General features: G+C 67.0%; 19 protein-coding genes. 17 read left to right on the top strand and 2 right to left on the bottom strand.

Annotated features, from left to right (window positions below):
* The first annotated feature begins 177 nt into the window (after positions 1–177).
* The 17 genes from rpsH to ABEA26_RS31390 all read left to right on the top strand — a co-directional run bounded on the left by rpsH (position 178) and on the right by ABEA26_RS31390 (position 12249).
* Positions 178–576, top strand: coding sequence for a 30S ribosomal protein S8 (gene rpsH / locus ABEA26_RS31470; RefSeq protein ID WP_031041548.1), 399 nt, complete (start codon positions 178–180; stop codon positions 574–576).
* A 24-nt stretch (positions 577–600) separates the two neighbouring features.
* A complete protein-coding gene (rplF, locus tag ABEA26_RS31465) occupies positions 601–1140 on the top strand; it encodes a 50S ribosomal protein L6 (protein ID WP_279560365.1) in 540 nt (179 codons plus the stop codon).
* Between the two features lie 3 nt (positions 1141–1143).
* Positions 1144–1527, top strand: a complete 384-nt coding sequence (gene rplR, locus ABEA26_RS31460; RefSeq protein ID WP_345596908.1) for a 50S ribosomal protein L18 — start codon at positions 1144–1146, stop codon at positions 1525–1527.
* Positions 1528–1591: 64 nt separating this feature from the next.
* Positions 1592–2197 carry a 30S ribosomal protein S5 gene (gene rpsE / locus ABEA26_RS31455; RefSeq protein WP_133887695.1) on the top strand — a complete coding sequence of 202 codons (606 nt, stop codon included), beginning with the start codon at positions 1592–1594 and terminating at the stop codon, positions 2195–2197.
* Between the two features lie 2 nt (positions 2198–2199).
* Positions 2200–2382 (top strand): 50S ribosomal protein L30, encoded by a 183-nt coding sequence (gene rpmD / locus ABEA26_RS31450; protein ID WP_345596905.1) that lies wholly within the window; start codon positions 2200–2202, stop codon positions 2380–2382.
* 2 nt (positions 2383–2384) lie between these two features.
* Entirely contained in the window at positions 2385–2840 is a 456-nt protein-coding gene (gene rplO, locus ABEA26_RS31445; RefSeq protein WP_279560364.1) for a 50S ribosomal protein L15, read from the top strand.
* Positions 2841–3082: 242 nt separating this feature from the next.
* Positions 3083–4396, top strand: coding sequence for a preprotein translocase subunit SecY (secY, locus tag ABEA26_RS31440; RefSeq protein ID WP_345596902.1), 1314 nt, complete (start codon positions 3083–3085; stop codon positions 4394–4396).
* Positions 4396–5049, top strand: coding sequence for an adenylate kinase (locus tag ABEA26_RS31435; protein ID WP_345596900.1), 654 nt, complete (start codon positions 4396–4398; stop codon positions 5047–5049). Before secY ends, ABEA26_RS31435 begins: the two co-directional genes overlap by 1 nt.
* A gap of 145 nt (positions 5050–5194) precedes the next feature.
* Positions 5195–6031 carry a type I methionyl aminopeptidase gene (gene map / locus ABEA26_RS31430; RefSeq protein WP_345596898.1) on the top strand — a complete coding sequence of 279 codons (837 nt, stop codon included), beginning with the start codon at positions 5195–5197 and terminating at the stop codon, positions 6029–6031.
* Positions 6032–6194: 163 nt separating this feature from the next.
* On the top strand, positions 6195–6416 hold the full coding sequence (gene infA / locus ABEA26_RS31425) for a translation initiation factor IF-1 (RefSeq protein ID WP_004927214.1): 222 nt from the start codon (positions 6195–6197) through the stop codon (positions 6414–6416).
* A gap of 173 nt (positions 6417–6589) precedes the next feature.
* Positions 6590–6703: a 50S ribosomal protein L36 gene (rpmJ, locus tag ABEA26_RS31420; protein ID WP_003974245.1), complete on the top strand. Its 114-nt coding sequence runs from the start codon at positions 6590–6592 to the stop codon at positions 6701–6703.
* A 188-nt stretch (positions 6704–6891) separates the two neighbouring features.
* Positions 6892–7272, top strand: coding sequence for a 30S ribosomal protein S13 (gene rpsM, locus ABEA26_RS31415; protein ID WP_345596896.1), 381 nt, complete (start codon positions 6892–6894; stop codon positions 7270–7272).
* 68 nt (positions 7273–7340) lie between these two features.
* Complete coding sequence (gene rpsK / locus ABEA26_RS31410; protein WP_003948617.1) at positions 7341–7745, top strand: 30S ribosomal protein S11; 405 nt, start codon at positions 7341–7343, stop codon at positions 7743–7745.
* Between the two features lie 143 nt (positions 7746–7888).
* Positions 7889–8911, top strand: coding sequence for a DNA-directed RNA polymerase subunit alpha (locus ABEA26_RS31405; RefSeq protein WP_003966937.1), 1023 nt, complete (start codon positions 7889–7891; stop codon positions 8909–8911).
* Positions 8912–9026: 115 nt separating this feature from the next.
* A complete protein-coding gene (gene rplQ, locus ABEA26_RS31400) occupies positions 9027–9521 on the top strand; it encodes a 50S ribosomal protein L17 (RefSeq protein ID WP_345596894.1) in 495 nt (164 codons plus the stop codon).
* 139 nt (positions 9522–9660) lie between these two features.
* A complete protein-coding gene (truA, locus tag ABEA26_RS31395) occupies positions 9661–10515 on the top strand; it encodes a tRNA pseudouridine(38-40) synthase TruA (RefSeq protein ID WP_345596893.1) in 855 nt (284 codons plus the stop codon).
* Between the two features lie 225 nt (positions 10516–10740).
* Positions 10741–12249 carry a polysaccharide deacetylase family protein gene (locus ABEA26_RS31390; protein ID WP_345596891.1) on the top strand — a complete coding sequence of 503 codons (1509 nt, stop codon included), beginning with the start codon at positions 10741–10743 and terminating at the stop codon, positions 12247–12249.
* Between the two features lie 116 nt (positions 12250–12365).
* Here the strand turns inward: ABEA26_RS31390 and ABEA26_RS31385 are convergent, their stop codons facing one another.
* Together ABEA26_RS31385 and ABEA26_RS31380 are read right to left on the bottom strand one after the other, a co-directional pair.
* Positions 12366–12572, bottom strand: a complete 207-nt coding sequence (locus ABEA26_RS31385; RefSeq protein WP_345596889.1) for a hypothetical protein — start codon at positions 12570–12572, stop codon at positions 12366–12368.
* 24 nt (positions 12573–12596) lie between these two features.
* Entirely contained in the window at positions 12597–13679 is a 1083-nt protein-coding gene (locus tag ABEA26_RS31380) for a glycosyltransferase family 2 protein (RefSeq protein WP_345596887.1), read from the bottom strand.
* Between the last annotated feature and the right edge of the window lie 247 nt (positions 13680–13926).

The following is a 13926-nucleotide window of genomic DNA, read 5'->3' as shown; positions in this document are numbered from 1 at the left end:
CTCCGCATGCCTTAGGCTTGTGGGGTTGGGCGTCTGCCACCCGTACGCCCGCAGGCAGTGCCTGCAAACATTTGCTTACTACGCCGTAGGTCCACCGCGCCGCACCCGTCCCGTCTCGGATCGGGGAGAGGGATGGCGCACCGGGAAACCACGGCGAGAGAGGCCGAAGGCCAATTCATGACCATGACTGATCCGATCGCAGACATGCTTACGCGTCTGCGGAACGCGAACTCGGCGTACCACGACTCCGTGACGATGCCGGCGTCCAAGATCAAGTCTCACATCGCGGAGATCCTCCAGCAGGAGGGCTTCATCACCGGCTGGAAGACCGAGGACGCCGAGGTCGGCAAGAACCTCGTCCTCGAGCTGAAGTTCGGCCCGAACCGTGAGCGCTCCATCGCGGGCATCAAGCGGATCTCGAAGCCCGGTCTCCGGGTGTACGCGAAGTCCACCAACCTGCCCAAGGTGCTGGGTGGCCTCGGCGTGGCGATCATCTCCACGTCTCACGGGCTCCTCACTGGACAGCAGGCCGGCAAGAAGGGCGTAGGCGGAGAAGTTCTCGCCTACGTCTGGTAACGGAAGGGAACGGAGGAAACAGCTATGTCGCGCATCGGCAAGCTCCCCATCGCGGTTCCCGCCGGCGTGGACGTCACCATCGACGGCCGTACGGTCGCGGTCAAGGGCCCCAAGGGCTCGCTGACCCACACCGTCGTGGCGCCGATCGACATCGCCAAGGGTGAGGACGGCGTTCTCAGCGTCACCCGCCCCAACGACGAGCGTCAGAGCAAGGCCCTGCACGGCCTGTCCCGCACGCTGGTGGCGAACATGATCACCGGCGTGACCCAGGGTTACGTGAAGAAGCTCGAGATCAGCGGTGTCGGTTACCGCGTGCTCGCCAAGGGTTCGAACCTGGAGTTCTCCCTCGGCTACAGCCACTCGATCACCGTCGAGGCCCCCGAGGGCATCACCTTCAAGGTGGAGTCCCCGACCCGTTTCTCGGTCGAGGGCATCGACAAGCAGAAGGTCGGCGAGGTTGCGGCCAACATCCGCAAGCTGCGCAAGCCCGACCCGTACAAGGCCAAGGGCGTCAAGTACGAGGGCGAAGTCATCCGCCGCAAGGTCGGAAAGGCGGGTAAGTAAGCCATGGCATACGGACAGAAGATCCTCAAGGGCGACGCCTACAAGCGCGCCGCGATCAAGCGCCGTCACATCCGGATCCGCAAGCGGATCGGTGGTACGGCCGAGCGTCCCCGCCTGGTCGTTACCCGCTCGAACCGCCACATCGTGGCCCAGGTGATCGACGACCTCAAGGGTCACACCCTTGCGTCGGCGTCCACCCTGGACACCTCGATCCGTGGTGGCGAGGCGGACAAGTCCGCGCAGGCCAAGCAGGTCGGCGCCCTGGTCGCCGAGCGCGCCAAGGCCGCGGGTGTCGAGACTGTCGTGTTCGACCGCGGTGGCAACCAGTACGCCGGGCGCATCGCCGCTCTGGCGGACGCCGCCCGCGAAGCCGGACTGAAGTTCTGAGCCGCCCGTCGCAGCAGCGACCCAGGTCGCTGCGTGGCTACGGAAACAGAGAGAGGTAATTCCAATGGCTGGACCCCAGCGCCGCGGTGGCGGTGCCGGTGGCGGCGAGCGGCGGGACCGGAAGGGCCGTGACGGTGGCGCAGGTGCCGCCGAGAAGACCGCTTACGTTGAGCGCGTCGTCGCGATCAACCGCGTCGCCAAGGTTGTGAAGGGTGGTCGTCGCTTCAGCTTCACCGCGCTGGTCGTGGTGGGCGACGGTGACGGCACCGTGGGTGTCGGTTACGGCAAGGCCAAGGAGGTGCCGGCCGCCATCGCCAAGGGTGTTGAGGAGGCCAAGAAGCACTTCTTCAAGGTCCCCCGTATCCAGGGCACCATCCCGCACCCCATCCAGGGTGAGAAGGCTGCCGGCGTCGTGCTGCTCAAGCCCGCGTCCCCGGGTACCGGTGTTATCGCCGGTGGTCCGGTGCGCGCCGTGCTCGAGTGCGCCGGTATCCACGACGTGCTGTCGAAGTCGCTCGGCTCCGACAACCAGATCAACATCGTGCACGCGACCGTGGAGGCCCTCAAGGGCCTGCAGCGTCCCGAGGAGATCGCGGCCCGCCGTGGTCTGCCGCTCGAGGACGTCGCCCCCGCGGCTCTTCTCCGTGCACGTGCCGGGGCGGGTGCGTAATCATGGCGCAGCTCAAGATTACGCAGGTCAAGTCCTACATCGGCAGCAAGCAGAACCACCGTGACACCCTGCGTACCCTTGGTCTCAAGGGGATCAACACGCAGGTCGTCAAGGAGGACCGCCCCGAGTTCCGCGGCATGGTGCAGACCGTCCGCCACCTCGTGACGGTCGAGGAGGTCGACTGATCATGGGTGAGCAGAACCCGCTCAAGATCCACAACCTCCGTCCCGCCCCGGGCGCCAAGACCGCGAAGACCCGTGTCGGTCGTGGTGAGGCGTCGAAGGGTAAGACGGCCGGTCGTGGTACGAAGGGTACGAAGGCCCGTTACCAGGTTCCGGAGCGCTTCGAGGGTGGCCAGATGCCCCTCCACATGCGTCTTCCGAAGCTGAAGGGCTTCAAGAACCCGTTCAAGACCGAGTTCCAGGTCGTGAACCTCGACAAGCTGGCCGCGCTGTACCCCGAGGGTGGCGAAGTCACCGTCGAGGGTCTGGTGGCCAAGGGTGCCGTTCGCAAGAACAGCCTCGTCAAGGTCCTCGGCCAGGGCGAGATCTCCGTGGCGCTGCAGGTGACGGTCGACGCCGTCTCCGGCTCCGCCAAGGAGAAGATCTCCGCCGCAGGCGGTACCGTCACCGAGCTCGTCTGAACCCTTCAGGCGCCTCGATGACTTGAGCGATCCCAACCGGGGATGCCCCACAAAAGGGGTATCCCCGGTTGGTCGTTCCAAGGAAAGTACTCCCGCCGGTAAGGTGGCCTGCGCTGCCCTCTTTCACGGGTGCGTCACATGGGGCACCCTGGGCGGCAGTTGACCGTTACTTACTAAGTCGTCAGTCGAATCCTCAAGACCGTCACCCTTGACGCAGTAGCGCGGGGGTCGCAGGAGGCACCGTGCTCACCGCGTTCGCCCGGGCGTTCAAGACGCCCGACCTGCGCAAGAAGCTGCTCTTCACGCTCGGCATCATCGTGGTCTACCGGCTCGGTACCCACATCCCCATCCCAGGCGTCGATTACAAGAACGTCCAGGAGTGCGTGGACCAGGCGTCCGGCAACCAGGGCATTTTCGGTCTGGTGAACATGTTCAGCGGCGGTGCCCTGCTGCAGATCACGGTCTTCGCGCTCGGCATCATGCCGTACATCACGGCGAGCATCATTCTGCAGCTGCTGACCGTCGTGATCCCGCGCTTGGAAGCCCTGAAGAAGGAGGGCCAGGCGGGTACGGCGAAGATCACGCAGTACACCCGCTACCTGACCATCGCGCTCGCCATCCTGCAGGGCACCGGCCTGGTGGCCACCGCCCGCAGCGGCGCCCTGTTCTCCGGCTGCACCGTCGCCGGCCAGATCGTGCCCGACCAGGCGATCTTCACCACGGTCGTCATGGTGATCACCATGACCGCCGGTACGGCCACCGTCATGTGGCTCGGCGAGCTGATCACGGACCGCGGCGTCGGCAACGGCATGTCGATCCTGATGTTCATCTCGATCGCCGCGACCTTCCCCTCCGCCCTGTGGGCCATCAAGAAGGAGGGCACCCTGGCCGGCGGCTGGATCGAGTTCGGCATCGTCATGCTGGTCGGCTTCGTCATGGTCGGTCTGGTCGTCTTCGTGGAGCAGGCGCAGCGCCGCATCCCGGTGCAGTACGCGAAGCGCATGATCGGCCGCCGTTCCTACGGTGGTACGTCGACGTACATCCCGCTCAAGGTGAACCAGGCGGGCATCATCCCCGTCATCTTCGCCTCGTCGCTGCTCTACATCCCGGCGCTGATCGTCCAGTTCTCCGGCTCGACCGGGGGCTGGGCCACCTGGATCCAGAAGAACCTGGCCGACCCCGAGGCGGCGCCTCACATCGTCCTGTACTTCCTCCTGATCGTGTTCTTCGCCTTCTTCTACGTGGCGATCTCGTTCAACCCCGAGGAAGTCGCGGACAACATGAAGAAGTATGGTGGGTTCATCCCGGGCATCCGGGCTGGCCGACCGACCGCTGAGTATCTGAGCTACGTACTCAACCGGATCACCTGGCCGGGTTCGCTGTATCTGGGCCTGATCTCTCTCGTACCGACAATGGCGTTGGCCGGTTTCGGGGCAAACCAGAACTTCCCGTTCGGCGGGACCAGCATCCTCATCATCGTGGGTGTGGGTCTTGAGACGGTGAAGCAGATCGAGAGCCAGCTCCAGCAGCGCAATTACGAAGGGTTCCTCCGCTGATGCGAATCGTCCTCGTCGGGCCGCCGGGTGCCGGTAAGGGAACGCAGGCCACCCGCCTTGCCGAGACGCTGCACATTCCGCACATCTCCACGGGTGACCTGTTCCGCGCGAACATCAGTCAGCAGACCGAACTGGGCAAGCTCGCCAAGTCGTACATGGACGCCGGCAACCTCGTACCGGACGAGGTCACCATCGCCATGGCGAAGGACCGGATGGGGCAGCCCGACGCCGAGGGCGGCTTCCTGCTGGACGGTTTCCCGCGCAACGTCTCCCAGGCCGAGGCGCTGGACGAGCTGCTCGAGTCCGAGGACATGAAGCTCGACGCGGTGCTGGACCTGGAGGCCCCGGAGGACGAGGTCGTCAAGCGGATCGCCGGCCGGCGCGTCTGCCGCAACAACTCGGCCCACGTCTTCCACGTGACGTACACGCCGCCGAAGAAGGAAGACGTCTGCGACGTCTGCGGCGGTGAGCTGTACCAGCGGGACGACGACTCCGAGGGGACGGTCCGCAAGCGGCTCGAGGTCTACCACACGCAGACCGAGCCGATCATCGACTACTACAAGTCGCAGGGCCTGGTCGTCACCATCGCGGCGACGGGACCGGTGGACGAGGTCACGGGCCGTGCGCTGGAGGCGCTCAAGCGCGACAAGTAGTTCCCGGCACCGGCTGCAGCCGCGGTCCCTCGCTCAGGGGCCGCGGCTGTGCTGTGGGGTGGGGATGCCCGCCCCGTATCGTGGGAAGCGTCAGTCCTCCTTCCCGTGTCCTCCGTCTCTCCGGTCCAGAAAGGCCGCAGTCCCCATGGTGCAGATCAAGAGCCCCGAGCAGATCGCCAAGATGCGTGAGGCGGGGCTGGTCGTCGCCGCCATCCACGCGGCCACGCGCGAGGCCGCCGTGCCCGGCGCCACGACCAAGGACCTGGACCAGGTCGCCCGCAAGGTGCTCACGGAGCACGACGCCAAGCCGAACTTCCTCGGCTACGGCGGCTTCCCGGCGACCATCTGCACCTCGGTGAACGAGGTCGTCGTCCATGGCATCCCGTCCGACGACGTCGTCCTCAAGGACGGTGACGTCATCTCGATCGACTGCGGCGCGATCATCGACGGCTGGCACGGCGACGCCGCCTACACCGCCTTCGTCGGCTCCGGTCACTCCCCGGAGCTGGTCGAGCTCTCCCGGGTGACCGAGGAGTCCATGTGGGCGGGCATCGCGGCCATGAAGCTGGGCAACCGGCTCGTGGACGTGTCCCGGGCCATCGAGACGTACATCCGCCGCCAGCCGAAGCCCGGGGGCGGCAAGTACGGGATCGTCGAGGACTACGGCGGCCACGGCATCGGCACCGAGATGCACATGGACCCGCACCTGCTGAACTACGTCGAGCGCCGGCGCGGCAAGGGCCCGAAGCTGGTGCCCGGCTTCTGCCTGGCCATCGAGCCGATGGTGTCCCTCGGCACACCGCGCACCAAGGTCCTGGAGGACGACTGGACGGTCATCACGACCGACGGGACCTGGTCCTCGCACTGGGAGCACTCGGTGGCCCTCACGGAGCAGGGTCCGCTGGTGCTGACGGCTCCCGACGGCGGCAAGGCGAAGCTGGCGGAGCTGGGCATCACGACGGCCCCGGACCCGCTGGCCTGACGGCCTCTGCATAACGATCGCCCGAGTGGGGCAGACTTCCTCGTTTCGCCTTTCCGGGTGTGCTGACGTAGACTGACTCGTCGGATCTCGTGCACCCGCATGCCTGCATGCACTCGTGCGGCGTACGAGATTCGATCAAGGTAGTCGATTCGAAGGGCGAAGCGTGGCCAAGAAGCAAGGTGCCATCGAGATCGAGGGCACTGTCGTCGAGTCTCTCCCCAACGCGATGTTCAGGGTCGAGCTCCAGAACGGCCACCAGGTCCTGGCACACATCAGCGGCAAGATGCGTATGCACTACATCCGCATTCTCCCTGACGACCGGGTTGTGGTGGAGCTGTCTCCGTACGACCTGACGCGTGGTCGGATCGTCTACCGGTACAAGTGAGCTTGGGCGGGTCCCGTACCCGCCCCGGCGGCCGGGAGGGTCGTCGCAGGACAGGCTCGCCCTGTCACACTTCCCGGAGCGATCCAGGGGAGTTTCTCCAACGTACAAGTAGATCTTTCCCCTGCCCCGGCACCGTATGGCGCGGGGGCACTGAGCCCGGAGAACTTCACTCAATGAAGGTCAAGCCGAGCGTCAAGAAGATCTGCGACAAGTGCAGGGTGATCCGCCGTCACGGTCGGGTCATGGTTATCTGCGACAACCCGCGCCACAAGCAGCGCCAGGGCTGACGCACTACCGTCCCTCCGCGATTCGCAGGACTTCGCGCGACGCGAGCTGAACATGTTCATACGCAGGACCCGGACGCCGAGGCGTCCGACACCCCCGGTTCGGAGGCCGGGGACCCGATCCGTACCTGACACGGCGGCGCGGGAACCGGTTCTGTGGAAGACCTCCGAAGATCAACTGGAGCCATTGAATGGCACGCGTTTCCGGTGTTGACATCCCGCGCGAAAAGCGCGTCGAGATCGCCCTCACCTACGTGTTCGGCATCGGCCGGACTCTCTCGCAGCAGACGCTGGCTGCCACCGAGGTGGACCCGAACACCCGTGTTCGTGACCTCACCGAGGAGCAGCTCGTCTCGATCCGCGAGTACGTCGACAACAACATCAAGACCGAGGGTGACCTCCGTCGCGAGGTCCAGGCCGACATCCGCCGCAAGGTCGAGATCGGTACCTACCAGGGTCTCCGCCACCGCCGCGGCCTGCCCGTCCGCGGTCAGCGCACCAGCACCAACGCCCGCACCCGCAAGGGCCCGCGTCGCGCCATCGCCGGTAAGAAGAAGCCGGGCAAGAAGTAGTCCACAGCGGACTCGCCGTCCAGCGGTCTTCGCTGTAGGACCGACCACCTCCCCTGTAGGAGAACGACATGCCCCCCAAGGGACGTCAGGGCGCTGCCAAGAAGGTGCGCCGCAAGGAAAAGAAGAACGTCGCTCACGGCCACGCGCACATCAAGAGCACGTTCAACAACACGATCGTGTCCATCACGGACCCGACCGGCAACGTGATCTCCTGGGCCTCCGCCGGCCACGTCGGCTTCAAGGGCTCGCGCAAGTCCACGCCGTTCGCCGCGCAGATGGCCGCCGAGTCGGCTGCCCGTCGCGCGCAGGAGCACGGCATGCGCAAGGTCGACGTCTTCGTCAAGGGCCCGGGTTCCGGTCGTGAGACCGCCATCCGCTCCCTGCAGGCGACCGGCCTCGAGGTCGGCTCGATCCAGGACGTCACCCCGACGCCGCACAACGGCTGCCGTCCGCCGAAGCGTCGTCGCGTCTGATCCGCCGCGTCGTCTTCGGCGCGTCTGATCTCGCTTCACCAGGGTTTTCACGGGCGGTACGGCTCTTTCGGTCGTATCGCCCGTACCCTTGCAGTAATGGTCGGGCGTCAAATAGCGGGCGCCCCTGACTGAAGGAACACCACATGCTGATCGCTCAGCGTCCCTCATTGACCGAAGAGGTCGTCGACGAGTTCCGCTCCCGGTTCGTCATCGAGCCGCTGGAGCCGGGCTTCGGCTACACCCTCGGCAACTCCCTGCGCCGTACGCTCCTCTCCTCGATCCCGGGTGCGGCGGTCACGTCCATCCGCATCGACGGTGTCCTGCACGAGTTCACCACCGTGCCGGGCGTCAAGGAGGACGTCACCGACCTGATCCTCAACATCAAGCAGCTGGTCGTCTCCTCCGAGCACGACGAGCCCGTGGTGATGTACCTGCGCAAGCAGGGCCCGGGTCTGGTCACCGCCGCCGACATCGCGCCCCCGGCCGGCGTCGAGGTGCACAACCCCGACCTCGTCCTCGCCACGCTCAACGGCAAGGGCAAGCTGGAGATGGAGCTGACCGTCGAGCGCGGTCGCGGCTACGTCTCCGCCGTGCAGAACAAGCAGGTCGGTCAGGAGATCGGGCGCATCCCGGTCGACTCGATCTACTCGCCGGTCCTCAAGGTCACGTACAAGGTCGAGGCCACGCGTGTCGAGCAGCGCACCGACTTCGACAAGCTCATCGTCGACGTCGAGACCAAGCAGGCCATGCGTCCGCGCGACGCCATGGCGTCGGCCGGCAAGACCCTGGTCGAGCTGTTCGGTCTCGCCCGCGAGCTGAACATCGACGCCGAGGGCATCGACATGGGCCCGTCCCCGACGGACGCCGCGCTCGCCGCCGATCTGGCGCTGCCGATCGAGGAGCTGGAGCTCACCGTTCGGTCGTACAACTGCCTCAAGCGTGAGGGCATCCACTCCGTGGGTGAGCTCGTCGCGCGTTCCGAGGCGGACCTGCTCGACATCCGCAACTTCGGTGCGAAGTCGATCGACGAGGTCAAGGCCAAGCTCGCCGGGATGGGTCTCGCGCTCAAGGACTCGCCTCCCGGGTTCGACCCGACCGCCGCCGCGGACGCCTTCGGCGCCGACGACGACGCGGACGCGGGCTTCGTGGAGACCGAGCAGTACTGATCGATTCCTTCCGGGGCGTCCCTTCGGGGCTGCCCCGGATCTCCGACAGGCGACCGCCTGCTCGGATACTGACTTCGGTACCTGATACGGCCGGGGCAGACACCTAGGAGAGAAAATGCCGAAGCCCACCAAGGGTGCCCGTCTGGGCGGCAGCGCCGCGCACGAGAAGCTGCTCCTCGCGAACCTCGCGAAGTCGCTCTTCGAGCACGGCAAGATCAAGACCACCGAGGCGAAGGCGCGCAAGCTGCGTCCGTACGCCGAGCGTCTGGTCACCAAGGCGAAGAAGGGCGACCTTCACAACCGCCGTCAGGTGCTCCAGGTGATCACGGACAAGAGCATCGTGCACACGCTCTTCACCGAGATCGGCCCGCGCTACGAGAACCGTCCCGGTGGTTACACCCGGATCACCAAGGTCGGTAACCGCCGCGGCGACAACGCGCCCATGGCGGTCATCGAGCTCGTCGAGGCGCTGACCGTGGCGCAGGAGGCGACCGGCGAGGCCGAGGCCGCCACCAAGCGTGCCGCCAAGGACGCGGAGGGCGCCGCCGACGTTTCCGAGGCCAAGGTCGACACGACCAAGGCCGACGACGAGGAGTCCAAGGACGCGTAAGCGTCTGCCGGGGGCTGTGCGATGGCGGCTGCGGCTTCGTCGTGGCTTGTCGCGCAGTTCCCCGCGCCCCTTGAGGGCGTTGCGGGCCCGTTCCTTTCGAGGGGCGGGCCCGCTTTCGTTCTGCTGAGAGGATCTCTGGGTGAGTGACGAAGTGGAGCCCGGGTTCGTACGGGTGCGGCTGGACCTTTCCTACGACGGGGCCGGGTTCTCCGGCTGGGCCAAGCAGGCCGGCGGGCGGCGGACCGTGCAGGGTGAGATCGAGGACGCGCTGCGGACGGTCACGCGGTCGCGCCGGACGTACGATCTGACCGTGGCGGGGCGGACCGACGCCGGCGTGCACGCCCGGGGCCAGGTGGCCCACGTCGACCTGGAGCGCGAGGTCTGGGCCGAGCACCACCCGAAGCTGCTCAAGCGGCTCGCCGGGCGGCTGCCCAGGGACGTGCGGGTGTGGGCCCTGCGCGAGGCACCCAGCGGCTTCAACGCCCGGTTCTCCGCGGTCTGGCGGCGCTACGCCTACCGGGTCACCGACAACCCCGGCGGCGTCGACCCGCTGCTGCGCGGCCACGTGCTGTGGCACGACTGGCCCCTCGACGTGGACGCCATGAACGAGGCCGCCCGCGGGCTGTTGGGGGAGCACGACTTCGCCGCCTACTGCAAGAAGCGGGAGGGGGCCACGACCATCCGGACCCTCCAGGAGCTCAGCCTGGTCCGGGGCGACGACGGGATCATCACCGCCACCGTCCGGGCCGACGCCTTCTGCCACAACATGGTCCGCTCCCTCATCGGAGCCCTGCTGTTCGTCGGGGACGGCCACCGCACGCCCGAGTGGCCCGCCAAGGTGCTCGCGGCCGGCGTGCGGGACTCGGCCGTGCACGTCGTACGGCCGCACGGGCTGACCCTCGAGGAAGTCGGCTATCCCGCGGACGACATGCTGGCGGCGCGCAACCTGGAGGCGCGGAACAAGCGGACGCTGCCCGGGAGCGGTTGCTGCTGAAGGCACGGTGCGGGGCCGGGGAGCCCCGCTAGACTGCTGTTCGACGACGCCTCGCTCACATCATCCGCCGGCATTCTCGCCGGTGGGGTGTTGGGGGACAGCGGGGCCGTCGGGCCGCCACGACTCCTGTCCTGACATCTGTCCTGCACACCGGACGCGCCCATGGGGAGCGGCCGTCCGGTGCTGTCGCGTGCGGCCGGATCTTCTGAGAGCCGGGGAGCCACTTTGTCCAGAGCCAGAAAACACTCGGCGTCGGCGTCCGCCGAACGGGATTCCAGGGCGAAGGTGGGCCGGCGTTCGGCCCTCGGCCTGATGGGGCTCGGCGGCCTGCTGACGGCCGGCGGCGCGGCAGCGGGCGTGGTGGGCAAGGACCTGATCCTGCCCGCGTCGGCGGAGAGCGGCTCCGGAGCCGTCGATCTCGGTGTGGGCGGGTCTGTCAAGGATCTGACCGCGCCGACGTACGCCCCGACCGGGCGCCGCCCGCGCTACCGGCGGGCGACCTGGACCGAGCAGTTCCAGGAAGGGCACGAGTGGTCGGCCGGCGGTGAGGGCACCGCGTCCTCCGACTCCGACGGGGAGACCTTCACCCGGGGCGACCGTTCGTACCGGGTCACCACGCGCGGCGACGGTGTCCAGTCCTTCGTACGCCGTACCGGTATGGAGTCGATGGACCTCAAGGGGAAGATGCTCCGGCTTGTCTTCCAGGTGGAGGACGCGACCCATCTGGAGCGGATGGAGTTCTACCTGGGCAGCCGGAAACTGACGAACCACTTCAGCTGGACCTTCCACTACCACGCGGCCAAGGGCACCAACTACGTGCAGTCGGGGGACTGGGTCACCGTCCACCTGCAGTGGGCGAACGTCACCGGCGCGTCCGGCAAGTACGACCTGTCGTCGCGCGGCGAGCCGTCGGACCGGTCCGGCTTCACCGACATGTCGTTCGCCGTGTACGACGACGGGAAGGGGCCGGTCACGTACCGCCTTCAGGCGGTCGAGGTGGTGCCGGACACCACGGACGTCTTCCCCAAGGGCGTCGTCTCGATCACCTTCGACGACTCGCACCGGTCGGTGCACGATTTCGCGCGCCCGGTCATGGACCGGTACGGAATGCCCGGCACCCTCTACAACATCGCCGACGCGATAGACACCGAGCCTTTCATGCGTATCGGACAGATGCGTTCTCTGCAGGACTCGTCCGGCTGGGAGATGGCGGGACACGCCTACTCGCTCAAGGCGCATGAGGCGAGCTATCCGAAGCTCTCCGCCAAGGAGGTCGACGACGACTTCCGCAAGCTGCGCGAGTGGCTGGTCGCACGTGGATTCACCAGCGAGCATTTCGCCTACCCGCACGGGGCGTTCGGGAAGACCCGCGACGGTGTGCCCGTCGACCTGCTGGCCGCCCGGCACTTCACCACCGCGCGTTCCATCATCTCCGAGACGACCGAGAGCTTCGCCCCGGCGATGCCGCACCGGCTCAAGGCGCTGACCGGGATCAACGACGGGAAGGAGATCGGCGGTGAGACGCTCGCCGACGCGATCGGGGCGGGTGGCGCGCTGGACCGCTGTGCGCGCAGCGGCGACTGGCTCATCCTGTGTCTGCACCGGATCGTCGAGGGTGTTCCCACGGAGAACACGGAACTGAGTACCAAGGGCCTGGACCGCTTGATGCGGGAGATCGACAAGCGGGGCATCGAGGTGCTGACGGTGCAGGAGGCGATGGCGCACTACACCTGAGGCGTACTACACCTGAGGCGGCTTGGCGGCTTGGGGCCGTCCGCAGGACGGAGCCGGGGCCCGCACAGGATCTGTGCGGGCCCCGGCTCCGTCCTGCGGACGTGGGCGGTGGGCGGTCAGGGGCGGCGCGCGCGCCGGCCGCCGCCGGCCGCCCGGCGGTCGTGGCGGCTCCGCTTGACGGAGAGGATCCAGCCCAGCACGGTGAGGGTGACGGCCAGGCACGTGAAGCCGAGGACGACGATTTCTACCTGGGTGACCTTCGTGACGGTGTAGGCGATGCCCGCGAGAACCGCGCAGGCTCCGAGGCCTCTGAGGGTGTTCATTTTTCTCCTGCGCCTGTCTGTCTGTTACTTCCAGGCGGACACACGGGTCACGAAGGACTTGAGGATGGACGACACGAGCCAGTACGCCCGTACGACGGTGTAGACCAGCTCGGGGACGAGCAGGGCCTCGACGAGCATCGCCTTCCAGCCCAGGGGTCGTACCCGCAGCGCGGGATAGATGATCCAGAAGGCGAGCAGGGCCCACAGCAGCGGGTGCGTGCTCAGGCTGTACTGGGTCGCGTAGACAAGCTGGCGGGCGCCCCAGATGAAGATGTACGCGAAGCCGAACAGGCCCAGGATCATGGTGATGATGGAGTGCCAGGTGAACTTGGTCCAGCCACGGCGGCGCAGTGCGTCCACGGTGCCACGGCTCCACCGCTCACGCTGCTGGATCAGCTCGCGCAGGGTGGGCATGAGGTCGGTGTACGCGACGCACAGCTGATTGGCCGTGACCTTCCAGCCGGACTCCTTGAGCGCCAGCGTGGTCTCGTAGTCCTCGACGAGGTTGCGGTGGTCCTCCCAGAACACCTCGCCGCGCCAGTCGATCAGGCCCTGCAGGGCCTCGGCGCGGTAGAAGGAGCCGGCTCCCGACATGGTGTGCACGTCCTTGCGGAAGCGCGAGTTCGCAGCCCGTCCGTACTCGATGATCTGCATGCCGAGCAGGAACCGCTGCCAGGGGTTCCGCCACAGGTCGGTACGGCCGAGGCAGGCCGCGCTGACACCGCCGATCTCGGGGTCCGACAGAATGACGTTCCGGGCGCGCTCGATGAACCGGGAGTGCAGTTCGGTGTCGGCGTCCATGACGAGGATGTGGCCCACACGGCCGTTGAGCCGGCCGCCCACGGTCTCCCTGAGCCAGTTCAGGCCGTAGTTGAGGGCACCGGCCTTCTTGTGGGGGTTGTCCGGGATGTTCAGCACGACGGTCGGCGGCGTGCTCTCGTCCTCGGCGAACTGGAGCGCGTAGTCCTCGGTGCGATCGGTGGAGTTGTTGACCACCACAACGATCAGATCGGGCCGACGGGACTGCCGGGCCAGAGACTCGAGAGAGGTGAAGACGCCGACCTCCTCGTTCCTCGCGGGAACCAGGATGACGGTCTCGTAGACCATGGTGGTCTCGGTGTGGGCGGCGCGGACCGGCCTCCCGCGGCCTCTTCGGTGACGGCTGCGAGCCGTAGGCTGCGACTCAGCCCAGTCTTGGCCCGTGTCGGTGACGGACAAGGCGTTCCCCCCACCCTGTTTTCATTTTCAGGCGACAGACCCACTCCGTGTGGGCCGTGCGAATGCGCTTGTGAAGATACCGCAAGCATGTCCGGCTATTGAAGGTTTGAGTATGAAGCTGCGATTAGGGGCATCT

The sequence above is a fragment of the Streptomyces marokkonensis genome (assembly GCF_039539045.1).
GTDB lineage: Bacteria > Actinomycetota > Actinomycetes > Streptomycetales > Streptomycetaceae > Streptomyces > Streptomyces marokkonensis.
The sequence above is the reverse complement of the archived record's forward strand: the minus strand, read 5'-3'. Positions and strand labels throughout refer to the sequence as shown.

What these genes read in the sequence shown, in the direction of transcription:
- rpsH (WP_031041548.1), top strand. Translation starts at nt 178, where the DNA reads ATGACCATGACTGATCCGATCGCAGACATGCTTACGCGTCTGCGGAAC.
- rplF (WP_279560365.1), top strand. Translation starts at nt 601, where the DNA reads ATGTCGCGCATCGGCAAGCTCCCCATCGCGGTTCCCGCCGGCGTGGAC.
- rplR (WP_345596908.1), top strand. Translation starts at nt 1,144, where the DNA reads ATGGCATACGGACAGAAGATCCTCAAGGGCGACGCCTACAAGCGCGCC.
- rpsE (WP_133887695.1), top strand. Translation starts at nt 1,592, where the DNA reads ATGGCTGGACCCCAGCGCCGCGGTGGCGGTGCCGGTGGCGGCGAGCGG.
- rpmD (WP_345596905.1), top strand. Translation starts at nt 2,200, where the DNA reads ATGGCGCAGCTCAAGATTACGCAGGTCAAGTCCTACATCGGCAGCAAG.
- rplO (WP_279560364.1), top strand. Translation starts at nt 2,385, where the DNA reads ATGGGTGAGCAGAACCCGCTCAAGATCCACAACCTCCGTCCCGCCCCG.
- ABEA26_RS31435 (WP_345596900.1), top strand. Translation starts at nt 4,396, where the DNA reads ATGCGAATCGTCCTCGTCGGGCCGCCGGGTGCCGGTAAGGGAACGCAG.
- map (WP_345596898.1), top strand. Translation starts at nt 5,195, where the DNA reads ATGGTGCAGATCAAGAGCCCCGAGCAGATCGCCAAGATGCGTGAGGCG.
- rpmJ (WP_003974245.1), top strand. Translation starts at nt 6,590, where the DNA reads ATGAAGGTCAAGCCGAGCGTCAAGAAGATCTGCGACAAGTGCAGGGTG.
- rpsM (WP_345596896.1), top strand. Translation starts at nt 6,892, where the DNA reads ATGGCACGCGTTTCCGGTGTTGACATCCCGCGCGAAAAGCGCGTCGAG.
- rpsK (WP_003948617.1), top strand. Translation starts at nt 7,341, where the DNA reads ATGCCCCCCAAGGGACGTCAGGGCGCTGCCAAGAAGGTGCGCCGCAAG.
- ABEA26_RS31405 (WP_003966937.1), top strand. Translation starts at nt 7,889, where the DNA reads ATGCTGATCGCTCAGCGTCCCTCATTGACCGAAGAGGTCGTCGACGAG.
- rplQ (WP_345596894.1), top strand. Translation starts at nt 9,027, where the DNA reads ATGCCGAAGCCCACCAAGGGTGCCCGTCTGGGCGGCAGCGCCGCGCAC.
- ABEA26_RS31385 (WP_345596889.1), bottom strand. Translation starts at nt 12,572, where the DNA reads ATGAACACCCTCAGAGGCCTCGGAGCCTGCGCGGTTCTCGCGGGCATC.
- ABEA26_RS31380 (WP_345596887.1), bottom strand. Translation starts at nt 13,679, where the DNA reads ATGGTCTACGAGACCGTCATCCTGGTTCCCGCGAGGAACGAGGAGGTC.